Source organism: Microbulbifer sp. ABM4_008, assembly GCF_056311705.1.
In genome coordinates this window covers 669,102-684,501 of sequence record NZ_CM149970.1, presented here as the reverse complement: position 1 = coordinate 684,501, position 15,400 = coordinate 669,102, and the positions used below count along the sequence as shown (strand labels likewise).

The 15,400-nt window shown below is 48.6% G+C and carries 13 protein-coding genes; 9 read left to right on the top strand and 4 right to left on the bottom strand.

All coding sequences use genetic code 11. The features are described 5' to 3' along the window. Nucleotides 1-33 precede the first annotated feature (33 nt). The gene (locus tag ACYX4J_RS02955; protein WP_476177867.1) at nt 34-1,152 is read left to right on the top strand and encodes an efflux RND transporter periplasmic adaptor subunit; all 1,119 of its coding nucleotides are present in this window, start codon (nt 34-36) and stop codon (nt 1,150-1,152) included. A 120-nt stretch (nt 1,153-1,272) separates the two neighbouring features. Continuing rightward, nucleotides 1,273-4,392 carry an efflux RND transporter permease subunit gene (locus ACYX4J_RS02950; RefSeq protein WP_476177866.1) on the top strand — a complete coding sequence of 1,040 codons (3,120 nt, stop codon included), beginning with the start codon at nt 1,273-1,275 and terminating at the stop codon, nt 4,390-4,392. Nucleotides 4,393-4,456: 64 nt separating this feature from the next. Here ACYX4J_RS02950 and ACYX4J_RS02945 read toward each other — a convergent pair whose 3' ends face one another. The 4 genes from ACYX4J_RS02945 to ACYX4J_RS02930 form a co-directional block, all read right to left on the bottom strand. Continuing rightward, nucleotides 4,457-5,359, bottom strand: a complete 903-nt coding sequence (locus ACYX4J_RS02945) for an MBL fold metallo-hydrolase (protein WP_476177865.1) — start codon at nt 5,357-5,359, stop codon at nt 4,457-4,459. A 144-nt stretch (nt 5,360-5,503) separates the two neighbouring features. Next, nucleotides 5,504-5,812, bottom strand: a complete 309-nt coding sequence (locus tag ACYX4J_RS02940; RefSeq protein WP_476177864.1) for a hypothetical protein — start codon at nt 5,810-5,812, stop codon at nt 5,504-5,506. Nucleotides 5,813-5,841: 29 nt separating this feature from the next. Further along, nucleotides 5,842-6,633, bottom strand: a complete 792-nt coding sequence (locus ACYX4J_RS02935; protein ID WP_476177863.1) for a glycerophosphodiester phosphodiesterase family protein — start codon at nt 6,631-6,633, stop codon at nt 5,842-5,844. Nucleotides 6,634-6,796: 163 nt separating this feature from the next. Continuing rightward, nucleotides 6,797-8,233: a hypothetical protein gene (locus ACYX4J_RS02930; RefSeq protein WP_476177862.1), complete on the bottom strand. Its 1,437-nt coding sequence runs from the start codon at nt 8,231-8,233 to the stop codon at nt 6,797-6,799. 868 nt (nt 8,234-9,101) lie between these two features. Here ACYX4J_RS02930 and ACYX4J_RS02925 point away from each other — a divergent pair. From ACYX4J_RS02925 to ACYX4J_RS02895, 7 genes are all read left to right on the top strand, one after another. Beyond that, nucleotides 9,102-9,533, top strand: coding sequence for a response regulator transcription factor (locus ACYX4J_RS02925; protein WP_282931332.1), 432 nt, complete (start codon nt 9,102-9,104; stop codon nt 9,531-9,533). Further along, entirely contained in the window at nt 9,530-9,958 is a 429-nt protein-coding gene (locus ACYX4J_RS02920) for a CsgE family curli-type amyloid fiber assembly protein (RefSeq protein WP_413663257.1), read from the top strand. Before ACYX4J_RS02925 ends, ACYX4J_RS02920 begins: the two co-directional genes overlap by 4 nt. After that, complete coding sequence (locus tag ACYX4J_RS02915) at nt 9,958-10,377, top strand: curli assembly protein CsgF (protein ID WP_413663258.1); 420 nt, start codon at nt 9,958-9,960, stop codon at nt 10,375-10,377. Before ACYX4J_RS02920 ends, ACYX4J_RS02915 begins: the two co-directional genes overlap by 1 nt. 32 nt (nt 10,378-10,409) lie before the next feature. Beyond that, complete coding sequence (locus tag ACYX4J_RS02910) at nt 10,410-11,282, top strand: CsgG/HfaB family protein (protein ID WP_413663259.1); 873 nt, start codon at nt 10,410-10,412, stop codon at nt 11,280-11,282. A gap of 59 nt (nt 11,283-11,341) precedes the next feature. After that, nucleotides 11,342-11,884 carry a hypothetical protein gene (locus tag ACYX4J_RS02905; protein WP_476177861.1) on the top strand — a complete coding sequence of 181 codons (543 nt, stop codon included), beginning with the start codon at nt 11,342-11,344 and terminating at the stop codon, nt 11,882-11,884. A 468-nt stretch (nt 11,885-12,352) separates the two neighbouring features. Beyond that, on the top strand, nt 12,353-13,375 hold the full coding sequence (locus tag ACYX4J_RS02900) for a hypothetical protein (RefSeq protein WP_476177860.1): 1,023 nt from the start codon (nt 12,353-12,355) through the stop codon (nt 13,373-13,375). A gap of 448 nt (nt 13,376-13,823) precedes the next feature. Then, nucleotides 13,824-14,843, top strand: coding sequence for a hypothetical protein (locus ACYX4J_RS02895; protein WP_444896140.1), 1,020 nt, complete (start codon nt 13,824-13,826; stop codon nt 14,841-14,843). Nucleotides 14,844-15,400: the final 557 nt, after the last annotated feature.

Genomic DNA, 15,400 nt, shown 5'->3' with positions numbered 1-15,400 from the left:
CTCGACGCGCCAGCGCCGGGGAAGGAAGCCAATATGTACCGAATGCTAATCCTCGCTGCGCTCTCACTCAGCCTTTTGCTGAGCGCTTGTGCCCCCTCTGAATCCCAGGAACAAGAAGCCAAACCGCGCCCCGCTGTTATGGTCCGCCCCACCCTGGCCAGCGCCCAAACCGATGTGTATCCCGGTGAAGTAAGAGCCCGCTTCGAGCCGGCACTGGCCTTCCGTATCGGCGGGAAAATCCAGCGGCGCCTGGTAAATGTCGGCGACCGTGTGGAACAGGGCCAGCCCCTGGCGGAACTGGACACTGAAGACCTGCTACTACAACTGGATTCAGCCCGCGCCAGCCATACTTCCGCCGAGGCAGACCAACGCCTGGCTAGCAGTGAACTCTCGCGCCACCGCAAGCTATTGGAAAAGCAGCTGGTGAGCCTCTCCCAATTCGATACCGTAGAAACCCAATTCGAAGCCAGTGAAGCGCGACTACAGCAGGCCAAAGCACAGCTGGATGTTGCTCGCAACCAGGCTGCCTACGCCGTACTTAAGGCGCCGGAAAGTGGCGTGATTGCCCGCCGCATGGCCGAGGCTGGGCAGGTCGTTGCCGCAGGTCAAGGCATTTTTGAGCTGGCAGCCGATGGCGAGCGAGAAGTGCGTATCGACCTGCCGGAGCAGTCCATCAGCCGCTTTAAAGTGGGCCAACCGCTAACTGTCGAGCTGTGGTCCCAACCGGGCCAATCTTTCCCCGCGCGCATCCGCGAACTATCGCCGGCAGCCGATCCCATATCCCGCACCTTTGAAGCCAGGGTCGCTTTCGAAAATAAAGTGAGCGGTGTAGAAATCGGCCAGAGTGCACGGGCATTTGTCCCCAGGGCGGAAACAACTGATGTACTGCAAGTTCCGATGTCAGCAGTCAGTGCCGACGATGGCGCCGCATTTGTATGGGTATTAAATCCAGAGACAAAAACGCTGCATAAAACCCCGGTCAGCCTGGGCCCCTACGGTGAGGAATTTGTCTCGGTATTTTCCGGGTTGGAACGCAATGACTGGGTCGTGGCCGCAGGTACCCATTTGTTGCAGGAAGGTATGGTGGTGCGCCCTGTGGACCGTATGAACCGCCCCATCGAACAGGGGCCGTCTCTCGCCCATCAGGAATAAATTAAAGACGCGGGAACAATAACGCCTGCCCGCGAAAATTAATTCCCAATAAAGCCTCGATAACAATTTCCAAAGTGCGGCCGCGAAAAGCAGAGCCGCCCTTGAAACAGAGAAACTGCCATGGGTTTTAACCTCTCCGAGTGGGCCTTAAAAAACCGCCCGCTGGTGCTTTACGCAATGATCGTCCTGGGACTGCTGGGAACCTTTTCCTATACCCAATTGGGGCAAAGTGAAGATCCACCCTTTACCTTTAAGGTGATGGTGATCAACACCGTCTGGCCCGGCGCCAGTGCCGAAGATGTGTCCCGCCAGATTACCGAACGGGTAGAAAAGAAATTACTGGAGACCGGCGATTACCAGCGTATCTCCTCTTTTTCGCGTCCGGGGCAATCCCAGGTATTGTTTGTTGCCCGGGACGATATGCACTCCCGTGACATTCCCGATCTCTGGTATGAAGTGCGCAAAAAGGTGGTGGATATTCGCCACACCCTGCCGCCGGATATCCAGGGCCCATTTTTTAACGACGAGTTTGGCACCACCTTCGGCAATATTTATGCCCTCACCGGCAGTGGCTTCGATTACGCACTGATGAAGGACTACGCTGAGCGACTGCAACTGGCCCTTCAGCGAGTTAAGGATGTAGGCAAGGTCGAGTTACTGGGATTGCAGGACGAAAAAATTTGGGTGGAGATATCCAATACCAAATTAGCTTCCATGGGCATTCCACTGTCTGCGGTTCAAAACGCCCTGCAAGCGCAAAACCAGGTCACCGATGGCGGCTTTGTGGATACCGTCAGCGACCGGGTGCGCATCCGTGTGAGCGGACAATTCACCTCCGTCAATGAAATACGCCAGTTTCCTATTACCGCAGATGGCCGCACCCAGCGCCTGGGAGATATCGCCCAGGTCCACCGCGGCTTTAGCGATCCGGCCCAGCCCCGCATGCGCTTTATGGGAGAGGATGCCATCGGCCTCGCCGTGTCCATGAAGGAAGGGGGAGATATTTTAAAGTTGGGTAAAGCCCTCGACGAAACCTTTGCCCGACTACAGGAAGATCTGCCCATAGGTATGGAACTGCGCAAGGTCTCCGACCAACCGGCGGCAGTAAAACGCGGCGTCGGCGAATTCCTGCAAGTGCTGGCCGAAGCCCTGGGTATCGTACTGCTGGTGAGTTTTTTCTCCCTCGGCAGCCGCCCGGGATTAATTGTGGCGCTGTCGATCCCACTGGTATTGGCGATGACCTTCGCGCTGATGCACTACTTCAATATCGGACTGCACAAGATCTCGCTGGGGGCACTGGTACTCGCCCTGGGCTTGATGGTGGACGATGCCATTATCGCGGTGGAGATGATGGCGATAAAAATGGAGCAGGGGCTCAGCCGGCTAAAAGCCGCCGGCTTCGCCTGGACCAGCACCGCTTTTCCCATGCTCACCGGTACACTGATTACCGCCGCCGGTTTTTTACCGATTGCCACCGCCCAATCCGGCACCGGTGAATACACCCGATCTATTTTCCAGGTGGTCACCCTGTCGCTAATCGTTTCCTGGATTGCCGCCGTGGTCTTTGTACCCTATCTGGGCCACTACCTGCTGCCAAACCTGGCGCGACACGGCCACGGCGGTGAAGTGGCAGACCCCTACCAGAAACCCTTTTACCAGCGCTTCCGCCGCTTTATTACCTGGTGCCTGCGCAATCGCAAAACCGTGATCGCGGCCACCCTGGCAATTTTTGTCGGCTCGCTCGCTCTGTTCAAACTGGTTCCGCAACAGTTCTTCCCCTCTTCCGGACGCCTCGAATTGATGGTGGACCTGAAGCTGGCCGAAGGTGCCTCGCTGAAATCCACCGAGCACCAGGCCAAAAGGTTGGAAACCCTGCTGGCGCAAAACGATCAGGTAGAAAATTACGTGGCCTATGTGGGCACCGGCTCCCCGCGCTTCTACCTGCCTTTGGACCAGCAGCTGCCCGCTGCCAGTTTCGCCCAGTTTGTTGTGATGACCCGCAGTGTCGAAGAACGCGAGCAAGTGCGCAGCTGGTTGATCAATACGATGAATGAGGAGTTCCCCACCCTGCGCAGCCGTGTGTCCCGCCTCGAGAATGGCCCGCCCGTGGGTTACCCGGTGCAATTCCGCTTGTCCGGCGAACATATTCGCGAAGTGCGCGGATTGGCCCGGGAAGTGGCCGAGCGCCTGCGGGACAATCCACAAGTGACCAACGTGCACCTGGATTGGGAAGAACCCAGTAAATCTATCAACCTCAATATCGACCAGGACCGCGCTCGCGCCATGGGCGTCAACAGTGCAACCTTGTCCCAGGCTCTGCAAAGCTCCTTGACCGGTATCACTGTGAGCCAATACCGGGAGGATAACGAGCTGATCGACGTGCGTGTGCGCGGTAATGAAGACGATCGCTATGCCCTGCGCCAGTTGGGTAACCTCGCGGTACAAACCGACAGCGGCCGCAGTGTACCGTTGAACCAGATTGCCACCCTGGAATACGGTTTTGAGGAAGGTATTATCTGGCACCGGGACCGCCTGCCCACCGTTACCGTGCGCGCTGATATTTATGGGGAAGAGTTACCGGCGACCGTCGTCAATGCCGTGTGGCCTCAGCTTCAATCCATTCGCGATAAATTACCGCCGGGCTACTTGCTGGAAGTGGGTGGTACCGTGGAAGAATCTGCGCGGGGGCAAAAATCGGTCAATGCCGGTATGCCGCTATTTGTGCTGGTGGTCTTTACCCTACTAATGCTGCAATTGCGCAGTATGTCCCTATCCACCATGGTATTCCTCACGGCTCCCCTGGGCCTGATCGGCGTTACCCTGTTCCTGCTGTTGTTTGGCAAGCCCTTTGGTTTTGTCGCCATGCTGGGCACCATCGCCCTGGCGGGAATGATTATGCGTAACTCGGTGATTTTGGTGGACCAGATACAGCAGGATATCAGCCAGGGCCTCAGCCCCTGGGATGCAATTGTCGAGTCGACGGTAAGACGCTTCAGGCCGATTGTTTTGACAGCGCTGACTGCGGTATTGGCGATGATTCCACTGTCCCGCAGTGACTTCTTTGGCCCTATGGCGGTCGCCATTATGGGCGGATTGATTGTCGCAACCGGACTCACCCTACTGTTCCTGCCAGCACTCTATGCCGCTTGGTTCCGAGTGCGGGAAGAACACAATGAAGAGGCGGTGGAAAATAGCCCTGAATTTGGCGGGCCCATGACCCCAAATGCCACTACAGATTAAAATCACCGGGTAATCCAACAAAAAAGGCGGCGCAGGCTTTCACTGCGCCGCCTTTTTTTATTTCCTAAGCTTGTGTCAGGGAGTCGTAAACAATCCCGGTCCAAATATCCGGTGTCATAAAACCCTGGCCATACTGCGCATCAAATTCCGCAGTCGGTTTTGCAGAAATCACTTCCTGCCGGGTTTTACCCTCATCCACCATCGCTTTCACTTTGTCCCTAAGCCCTGCCAGTATATTGCGCTGCTGTTGCAGTTCTGCCCGATTACTGAGAGGACCGTGACCGGGAATAATTTTGGTATCTTCCCCCGCCATCGCCAAAGCCGTGTCCATAGCTGCGATCATGCCATCCACCGAGCCGCCGGAAGAGAGATCGATAAAGGGATAGTTACCGTTAAAATAAATATCCCCCATATGAATCACATCGGCTTCGGCAAAATGCACGATGGAGTCACCATCCGTGTGGGCGGGCCCCACATGTTGGACCTTTACCCTATCGCCATTCCAGTAAAAGGTAGTGGCGTCGGTAAAGGTAATCACCGGTAATGCTTCTGGAGGAGACGGCTCAACCTTCCGCTTAAACGCCTCAATAAACTGCTCGGTACTTACCCGTTTGCGCACATTCTCGTGAGCCACAATCAGGGCGCCGCTTTTACCCAGGTTTTCGTTACCGCCGGTATGATCTCCATGCCAGTGGGTATTAATGACGAAGCGCAAAGGTTGCTTGGCTAACTCAGCTACTGCCTGTTGAATTTTTGCGGTCAAAGGCGCGTACTGGTCATCCACCATAAAGGTGCCGTCCTCTCCCACCAGTACCGCAATATTGCCCCCAGCCCCTTTGAGCATATAAACATTGCCAGACACGGCTTCACTACTAATTTCCACATTGGCAAACCGATCCTGCGCAGAGGTAAAAGATGCAGCCAATACAGAAACCGCCAGGGCGACGGAACCTACTACGTTCTTCATAAAAACTCCCAGTTGTTATTATTTCTTTCCGAAAATTATCAGAAGTTGATCTGACAACATAAAATGCGCCTGTTGCTTTTAGTATGCCAAATATTTTGGTCCGCCCTCCAATCAAACCGAAAGGCTAGACGTTCTTGCCTACTCCTATAAAGTGCTGTGGCTACCAATGGATTTAAAAAGCAGATCTCTCATCTCTGGAATACAGATAATTAGCACCAAAAACGCAAGCAAGATACAAGCTACGCAAATAACCTCTAGTGCGAGAGTCACTTTTCTCTGTTTATTGTGGTTTGGATAGTACTTTTTAAAGAGTAACGAAACCCCTGACAACTTAAGAAGTCGTGGCGCGCCAACCGCATACTTACTCAAAACAGAGATACTAATGGCAGCAGTAAGACCTGAAATGAAGCCAATAATACAAATTGTCGTAAATAGAAAAACTACGATCTCCATCAGTTGACTTATTCCTTATATCAATCGAGTCAGGCTGCCTGCTTCAATAAAGTTTCTCGCTGCTGCGCCAACATCTCTAACAGCAGATCCGGTCGGTCAGTCACAATACCGTGTACGCCCAGCTCAATATAGCGCCGGTAGTTTTCCGTGCCATTCACGGTCCATACCGCCAAGTGGACTTTCTTCTTATTAGCGGCGCGCACCATACTTTCAGTAACTACGGGAATACCTTTTTGCTCCATCGGTAGCTGCATCGCGCTATAGCGTGGGCGCAGCAGTTTCTCTGCTCGGAGTAACTGTGCAATATAAAATATCACCGCCTCTACGGTAGGCGTGCCCGTCGCCACTTGCGGACAGAGTCGACGAAACTTATTAATCACCCCTTGGTGAAATGAGGAAACAACGACCTGCTCACCTTTTCCACACTTTGCCAGCACATCCTTCAACACTTTTGCAGCGCGATACTGGCGACTTTTAATCTCCAGTATCATTGGCATATCCCCCACCATTGCCAGCGCCTCTTCCAGAGTCAACACTCGCAGGGGCTTTTCTCTATAGGGGTAATACTCTCCATCCCGAGTCCAGAGATAGGCAACATTTAACTGGCGCAGCTGCTCTAAGGTTTTATCCTCTATTAACCCCGCACCATCAGAGAACATTTCCAGCTCCCTGTCGTGAATCAACACTAAATGGCCATCAGCAGTGAGCCACAGATCCACTTCAATAGCATCCACGCCCAGTTGCACCATTTTTTCAAGGTAAATCGCCGTGTTTCCTGGGTAGAGACCATTGCCGCAGTCATTACCATGTGCGATCACCATCGGCCCCTCCCCCTGAGGAAACCACAGGGGACAAGGTTTGCCCGGTGCAGACCGGGCATAAAGAAATAGAACGACTAGGGCAATTAAAAAGAACGACAACCAAAACATGCTTCACCACACTTATTATTTTGTCAGTTTTCAAGCTGGATAGTGTTAGATTCGATTACGCCTCTTCCGCTAATTTGGCAACAGAATCAGTGTCAGCAAGCACGGTATTCTTTTTGGGCTCTTCTTTCCCCACCGGTTCTTTAGCTTCACTGCCAATTCCCTGTTTCTGACGCACATATAAAGCCTGTAACCAGAGGGGAACAAAAATAACGATGTCGTAAAAACGATTAGCCAAAACACCTAAGTGCAGTGAAGCCATCGCCAAAAACCGAAGTATTATGGTCATTCCCCGCAGGGATAAGCCCACACCAATACCAATTACCGTTCGCGCTGAACGGATAAACTGCTCCAAAGGAATTGCCAGAAAGGCCAGAATTAAGGGAAGCACAAACCCAAGTCCCATCTGTGCCAGAGGAATTGGCCAAAGCTGCTCAGAACCTAATAACTGCTGTTGCAGAATCAACTCACGTGAGAAAGCCAGGTTTCCACCGACTACAGCCAAAACCAATAAGAGTGCCAAAGCCACTCCCAGCAATAACCTGCGCGTACTCTCACCGAGGGAAGCTACCGCAGGAAACATTCGAGTAACCTGCAAGCATTCCATAATCAAAAATCCGACTGTGATCTGCAAAAAGATAACCACTGCGGCTGAAATACTGGCGAGACTATAACTGCCAAGTGAAGCTTCAGGGCCCAGTACTGCCGCCATAGGCTGTGCCAGTAACTGGAAATTCACCATAGCGCCAGCTAAAGCAACCGCTAATACCAGAGAAGCTGTCAGGAAGCGGCTGAAAGAGGATGAAGACAGCAAGTGAAGGCTTTTATCCGTTTCCTGCAAAATCTCTTCGTAGCGCTCCATATGGCCATCCAGCGCTTTGGTCCGCCGAATAACCGATTCTACATTTTTGTTAATACGTCCCAATGTCGAAAGCATTGCACGCCAACTGGGCAGCATACGTTTTAGTAATTGATGCCTCTCCCGGGTGGACTCACGATAGGACTCCAGAGCTTTGGACTCGGCCTTGCGCATAGACTGATTGATAGTATCGAGAACATCAGCTACCACAGGGTCCTCTTTACCGGGAATTTCCGAAACAGCCCGAATAGCCCTGGCCCAGTTTGACGGTTCCGGTGCTATTTCAGCGCTGCGTACATAGTCTTCATCCAAACTACTGAGTTGTTCGCAGAGCTTTCGATGCAAGGTTGGATACAGTGCCAAATCCCGCTGTACGGTTTGCTCAATACGTTCAAATTCTCTTTCAATCTGGCGCTCTGCCGTGTCCCTGCCTTCGGCAAAAAGTACTTCTCGATTGCGCTCTACCAGTCTTTGTTCTGCGGAATCAATATTACTCGCCATAAAGCGCAACGCCCGATGGCCCAGACGCGCTATTGCATATACGGCGCGATGCACAGGCTCACGGGCCAGGAACAAAACAATCAATCCCAGGATGCCCCAAAGCCAAAGTGGTAAACTTTGCATTAGTTGACTCATTTCTTCCCCCTCACTATCAGCCTAATTGGCCTCTATCCTAACAGCTGCGGACAGCACATTCGCCCAAAAGTTCACAATTTGTACAGGAGTATGACGACAGCTTTGCCATTGGGATCAGGCCCTAATATTGGAAACACAGGGAAAGCTGATATAGACGCAGGGCCGTTAAGGCGACCCAACAATACGGAACCATACAGGTGACATCATTAAGTTACCTGAAAACAGTTGTTCTTTTACATCAATTTAAGTTTATCTCGTTAGAAATTAAAAAAATATACGTCTACATCGAGTAGAGAAAATCAGCAATAAAGCACAATAGTTGCCAAAGAAAAAAAACAGCACCATATGCGAGGCACAAAATGCCAAAAAAATAAATTGCACGCATACCTTTCAAAACTTTGACTGAGAAAAACAATACATTTCCAAACTTAAAAACCACAACCAAACCAAACCAAAAATATTCAAACCCCATAAATAAGGCACATTTTTTCCTAAGCCTTACCCCTCCTACGTCTACACTCCAAACTAAATTCTCATTGAGTGAGTGTTTTTCCCTAACACGGCAGAAACAATTTTACGCTGACTCCCACGTCGTCATGGCAGATAACGTGGGGTAATTTTGGGAACCTAAACGACAGGAGTCGATGGAAGGTCAAACTCTTATTTTAAGAGAGATCTATCTGTATCAAGGAGAGGTACGAGGTATATGCCGGTTCTTTTTTTTAGCAACTCCGGCCTTCAAGGCGATCTATTATTTTCACTGTTTTCACAAGCTATTCCCATACCCTGGGAAAAATCTAGCATTGGAAAACAAAAAAACTGCCTGCAGCATTATCAGGCTATCGTGATAGATTGCTGGCAAATTGGTGTGAGCTCTGACTCAAAGCAGTTTCTTTCAGATCTAAAGAAGATTAGTCATGCAAAAGCTTTACTGATTAATCTCCCAGCCAACCTACCCATTCATATATCGGAAAAGTTACGCCAGAAAGGTTTTCACCTACTTTGTGATAGCAATACCAGTCAGGAAAACCTTATTCACAAATTGGATACCGCGATTCACAGTGCCGAGGGGCGACAACATATCAGCCCACAAAACTCCCTCCCTCTTACCCGCAGGGAACAGGAAATACTCGGACAACTCACTACCGGTGAACCTAACAGTGTGATCGCAACAAAATTGCACCTTAGCGAACACACTGTGAAAAATCACATGTATAACATTTTCCGAAAAATTGGAGTTAAAAACCGGCTGCAGGCCAGTAATTGGGCCAAGCTCAATCTCCAGGAAGAGAGGATATGAGACTAACCCTGTTGATGTTGACACTGTGTGCATCCTTGGCCTTTGGCCAGGATGACACAGAGGTCCCTCCAGCAGATACCGATTCTGGAAAACTCGAAGACGAAATCAGTGGATTCAATATTGATCGAACAATAACCCGTACCGGGCACGATTTTGCCCGCTATATGAGCGAATACAGAAACCTTAATTATCCAGATGCCACTTACAACTTAACTATTTACGAAAGACCCTCAGCACGTTGGGGAAATCTCATCTGGGTTACCTATAACGACAAAATTGTTTTCAGGCGTTTTATCAGTCCAAGCACCAATAATATTCATCGCTTGGCCGATGAGGCCGCGCAATATATTCACCAGGAAGTACTGCAAGCGCGTGTTCGCAGCTCACTCACAGACACCTTTGATTTGGGTAAGGATGAATTCTAATGAAGATCAAATCATTACTGGGTACCGCTTTTTTTTCTCTGGCGGCGTTCTCATATCATCACGTCTCGGCCACCGAATTAATCTATGAACCGGTAAACCCCAATTTTGGTGGCAACCCACTCAATGGTACTTACCTTCTGCAAAATGCGCAGTCACAAGATACTCACGAAGATCCGGATAAACCAGACAGCCTCTATGAACAACCCAGTGCTCTGGATAGGTTCAGCGACTCGCTGGAAACCCGCCTGCTAAACCAACTTCTAACCGATGTTGGTGATGGTAATAGTGGAGAACTGATTACAGACGACTTTATCGTACAAATCGTTGATAACGATGGTGTCCTGACAGTACTTATCACCGACCGCAGTACCGGAGATAAAAGCGAAATCGTTGTAAGCGGGCTAAACCCGACAAACTAACGAACGTTTAAATTTCAAAGGATTCTTTGGCAATGCGTAATGCAATAAAAAAAGTGATAGCTTTGCCCATCGTAGCGACATTAATGACGCTAAGTAGTTGTTCCGCGGTCAAAGATGTGGGCGATGCACTTTTTGGTCCGGGCATAACAGATGCAATGCTCACCCCGAGGAAAAACACCTATCGGGACCTGATCAACCTTCCGCAACCGAAGGGTAAAATATTGGTGGCGGTATACGGTTTCCGCGATCAGACTGGCCAGTACAAACCCGCACCAAACAGCAGTTTCTCTACCGCAGTCACCCAAGGTGGCGCGGCCATGCTGATGGACGTACTCAATGAGTCCGGCTGGTTTATCCCGTTGGAACGTGAAGGGCTGCAAAATCTGCTGACAGAGCGGAAGATTATCCGTGCAGGATTAACCAAGCCGGATATTCCCGTCAATAACAGTGTGCCACTTCCCACACTTGTGGCTGCAAATGTCTTATTAGAAGGCGGTATCGTTGCCTACGACCAAAATATTCAAACCGGTGGTGCAGGTGCTCGCTACTTTGGTATTGGCGCAGATGAGCAGTATCGCGTGGATCAGGTAACAGTGAATTTGCGGGCCATAGACATTCGTTCCGGACGGGTGCTCCACTCTGTATTGACTTCTAAAACTGTCTACTCCAAGGCAATCAGTGCCGATGTATTTCGCTACGTAAAATATCGGCGCCTGTTGGAATTAGAAGCTGGTACTACTTATAACGAACCCGCACAGCTTGCTATGCTTTCAGCGATGGAATCTGCTGTGATTCATTTGATCAGTGAAGGCATCGTGCACAACTCTTGGGCACTTGCCAATCCGGATGAGATTGAAAATCCGATATTGCAGTACTACCTCAATGACAGCACTGTCATTATGTAGAATCAATGACTGACAAATTAGATTTTTAAGCCCGGCTTAAAATTGGGATACTTGGAAAGATGTACCATAAATTCAGAATTATTTTTTCTGCCACCCTAGCAATGGCTGTTGTTAACCTTCCGGGTTTAGGCCATTGCTCAGACTTGGATTCCAGCAGTGAATTGGCTGTTGCGAGCGAATTAAGCGCAGCCAATCTTTACTCCGTCACAAATTTAACCGTAATCAACCAGGAAGGTGGAAACAACAACATACATACCCGCCAATCAGGTAGTAACAACTACACTTCTGCTCACCAGGACGGCAATAGAAATAGTTTATCGGTCACCCAATCTGGTGAGGATAATATTATCACATCGAGTCAGGTCGGGAATTACAACTATTCAATGTTGATACAAATAGGCTTTGAGAATTTTATAGATATCGACCAGTATGGAGTTGGCAATACCGCGGGTATATCCCAATTTGGAATACAAAATAGTGCCCATGTGGAAGAGATTGGCAGTTTTCATAACGTCAATATTTACCAAAGTGGGAATGGCCTTCACACTTCGGTCACTGTTAGCGGAACTGCTACAACAACGTATATTAGCCAATATGACTAATAAATAATAATACTTCTCTGGTTTCCCTTCATCTGATTGGACTTCTTTACTTCAATTCATGTAAGCTTATTAAGTGACAATAATGATTACAGCAACTTAGAAAATTTATCAGAAATGTAATTATTTGAACCTCGCGCCGTATAAAAGAATTTTCTGACAAGCTTTATCACCCCACCTGAAAAAAAGAACTTTCTTCCTAAAGTTTCGAGACTTCTGCCCTATAGCCGCAACACCCAAAGACGACAAAACTCTATTCAGCATCAAGCTGCTGTTAAAAATGATATTGCTAGATGTTTCACAAGGAATATGAAGGTTAGAAGCAGTCGGTTTCACTCCAGATAACTCACATACGCCTGGCACAGCCGTATCGTGTCCTGAGACAAAACACTCCCAATATCTAATGGTGCTGAATTCTTTTTATTTGCAAAAAGCTGTACAGCTATATTTGACATCCCTATGGAGTTACTGATGACTAAGTACACACCTATTGCCGCCAGTGTTCTTCTGGCGATCGCCAGTACCGGAGCCCTCGCGGCCAACAATACCGCCATTCTCAACCAAAATGGCACTGGCAATATGGCCACGGCTGATCAGAGTGATGCCACTGTATCCAACAACCTGATCACACAAAACCAAACCGGTGACAACAACGTAGTTTATGCAGAGCAAACCAGCTTTAATGATTCCGGTGTAATTACCCAGACTCAAGTCGGGGATATGAATGACGCAGAGTCCTTCCAGAATGATTCCAGCACTGCGATTGTTACTATCACCCAAATCAACGACGGTCACTTTGCAACAACTACACAAAGTTTTGTAGATACCAGCGTTGCTACTGTCACCCAAAGTGGTAGTCCGCAAGTAGCAGCAGTAACTCAAGTTTCCAGTACAAATGATAATGCTGTAGTGACTCAGTCTGGCGACGGCAATGTAGGTAATGTTATCCAAACTAACGGTTCATTTAACACCGCACTCTTAACCCAAACAGGAACCACCAATACTGCAACTTCTACTCAAACTTCCAGTACCTCGAGCACTGTTAACGCTACCCAGGCAGGTACCACAAACTCTGTAATACACATTCAAACTTTGGCCACCAACAGTACCTCTGTTTCCTTCCAGGATGGCACTTCCAACACATTCACTACATCACAGACAGCAGGTGATGGGAACTACAGCGAGGGCTTCCAAAATGGTACTACTCAGGGCTTGACTCACATTCAAGTTGGAGATGATCACTGGGCTTATACTGAGCAAGTGGGCACCACCAATATTGGCGTGATCTCCCAGACAGGCTTTGATAACTATTCTGAAGGCTACCAGGATGGAACGTTCAATAGCTTGACCGTTACCCAGCCAGGAGATTTCAATACCACTGTCGCCTCGCAGACCGGTAATAACAACGTTATTGCCGTAACTCAGGCAACCGATACCAACATGGCTACACCTACACAGGTAGGTGATTTCAACATGGCAATTATCATTCAATAGTAAAGGGGGTAGGCCGGCTTAATTGGCCGGCCTATTTTCAACTTGGTGGGCTAAGTGCAAGCTTCAATTATTATTACTAGCCCTAAATTCCCATGAAACAACCATTTCATGCATTTAATGCCACCCCCCAAATCAGCTGGCATTATTTGCCATAGCTAGTTCAAAAAAGAACTTTATTCCTAAGGTTTCGGCACTTCCGTCCTATGGCTGTAACTCCAGAAGACGACAAAACTCTAATCAGCATCAAGCTGCTGTTTAAATGGTATTGCTAGGTTTCACAAGGAATGTGAAGGTTATTAAGCAGTCGGGTTCATCCCAGTTTCCTCACATACTTCTGGCACGGTTGTAATATGCCTGAGGATGAGACTCTTCCAATATCAAATGATGCTGTTTTCTTTTTGTTTGTAAAAGCTGTACAGCGATATTTGACATCTATATGGAGTTACAGATGACCAAGTACACACCTATTGCCGCCAGTGTTCTTCTGGCGATCGCCAGCACCGGAGCCTTCGCATCGAACAATACCGCCATTCTCAATCAGAACGGTACTGGTAACATGGCAACCGCTGATCAGAGTGATCCGACGGTAACTAATAACCTGATCACCCAGACTCAAACTGGTGACAACAATGAGGTTTACGCAGAGCAAACCAGTAGTAATAACTTAGGAGTAATTACTCAAACTCAAGTAGGAGACTTGAACTTTGCGGAGTCTTTTCAAAATGATTCTAATGTTCCTGTCGCTACTATCACGCAAATAGATGATGGACAGATTGCTACAACGGTCCAGAGTTTTGTAGACACCAGTGTTGCAACTATTACCCAAAGTGGTGGATCACAACTTGCAACTACCGCTCAGACCACTAGTGCAAATGATACTCTAGTCATTAATCAGTCCGGCGATGGTAATGTTGCTGCAGGCATACAAACCGCTACATCATTAAACTCAGCGGTTATTAGTCAAACAGGTACTAATGGCACTGCTTCAGCGACACAAAGTGGCACCACATCAAGTAGCATGACGATGATTCAAGCGGGAGACACCAATGTAGTCGCCCATCAGCAAGTCTTGGCCAGTAACAGTACAACACTCTCCTTCCAGGATGGCTCTTTCAACACCATCTTCTTCAGCCAATCTGACGACGGCAATTATAGTGAAGGTTTCCAGAGCGGTACTGGCCAGACTTTGGTACACAATCAAAGTGGTGGTGATCACTGGGCTGTCACCGCACAGGTAGGGACGTCTAACGTAGCTGTTGTTACGCAGGTAGGTTTCGATAACTTTTCATCAGCAGCCCAGGACGGCACGTTCAATAACTTAACTGTGACGCAGCCTGGTGACTTTAACACCACTACGGCATCACAACTTGGCAACTTCAATACAATTACCGTTACTCAGTCTACGGATCTTAATGCAGCAGCGCCTGCTCAAGTAGGTGATTTCAACATGGCAATTATTATTCAGTAGCCAAAATTAAGGCCGACTTTTAAAGCCGGCCTTTTTATCTGAAAAAATTTATCGGTTTATATTGTGCTAAACAAGTATTAACCCCTATATACACGTAGAATCAGCCCCACAAAATCCAAACCTCTCCCGACTCAGCTTACCAAAAATGGCACGCTACAGTAGACCAGGGCGATCTCATTGCTGCGAAAAATCCAGCTGCCAAAATTAAAATTGGAGACCCCTACACATTTAATACTACCCAAAACAGTAATAATATGGGATTTATTTTTAAGCAACCCTGATTAGGGCTTTAAACAAGGGTCGCCCTATCGAGCCCCTAACTGAATTTCATTTAAGTCCACTTATCCAGCAACCTTAGTGCTCTAGCGTAAAAAACAACAACAAAGAAAATATTCCTATTTTTTAGGCACTAACTTCCCATAGCAATATTTGAGGCTTACGATAAAACTCATACCAGCATCAGGGTATTGTCAGGTACTCCAGAGATAATACCTATTAGGGATAGCAATAAAACAAGGTGTGCCAAACTCCTTGCGCAATAAATGCCATACCCTATC

Excerpts from the sequence above, each read along its gene's own strand:
- ACYX4J_RS02920 (WP_413663257.1), top strand. The coding sequence starts at position 9,530 with ATGAGACTAACCCTGTTGATGTTGACACTGTGTGCATCCTTGGCCTTT.
- ACYX4J_RS02950 (WP_476177866.1), top strand. The coding sequence starts at position 1,273 with ATGGGTTTTAACCTCTCCGAGTGGGCCTTAAAAAACCGCCCGCTGGTG.
- ACYX4J_RS02940 (WP_476177864.1), bottom strand. The coding sequence starts at position 5,812 with ATGGAGATCGTAGTTTTTCTATTTACGACAATTTGTATTATTGGCTTC.
- ACYX4J_RS02945 (WP_476177865.1), bottom strand. The coding sequence starts at position 5,359 with ATGAAGAACGTAGTAGGTTCCGTCGCCCTGGCGGTTTCTGTATTGGCT.
- ACYX4J_RS02930 (WP_476177862.1), bottom strand. The coding sequence starts at position 8,233 with ATGAGTCAACTAATGCAAAGTTTACCACTTTGGCTTTGGGGCATCCTG.
- ACYX4J_RS02895 (WP_444896140.1), top strand. The coding sequence starts at position 13,824 with ATGACCAAGTACACACCTATTGCCGCCAGTGTTCTTCTGGCGATCGCC.
- ACYX4J_RS02910 (WP_413663259.1), top strand. The coding sequence starts at position 10,410 with ATGCGTAATGCAATAAAAAAAGTGATAGCTTTGCCCATCGTAGCGACA.
- ACYX4J_RS02955 (WP_476177867.1), top strand. The coding sequence starts at position 34 with ATGTACCGAATGCTAATCCTCGCTGCGCTCTCACTCAGCCTTTTGCTG.
- ACYX4J_RS02900 (WP_476177860.1), top strand. The coding sequence starts at position 12,353 with ATGACTAAGTACACACCTATTGCCGCCAGTGTTCTTCTGGCGATCGCC.
- ACYX4J_RS02935 (WP_476177863.1), bottom strand. The coding sequence starts at position 6,633 with ATGGTGATCGCACATGGTAATGACTGCGGCAATGGTCTCTACCCAGGA.
- ACYX4J_RS02915 (WP_413663258.1), top strand. The coding sequence starts at position 9,958 with ATGAAGATCAAATCATTACTGGGTACCGCTTTTTTTTCTCTGGCGGCG.
- ACYX4J_RS02905 (WP_476177861.1), top strand. The coding sequence starts at position 11,342 with ATGTACCATAAATTCAGAATTATTTTTTCTGCCACCCTAGCAATGGCT.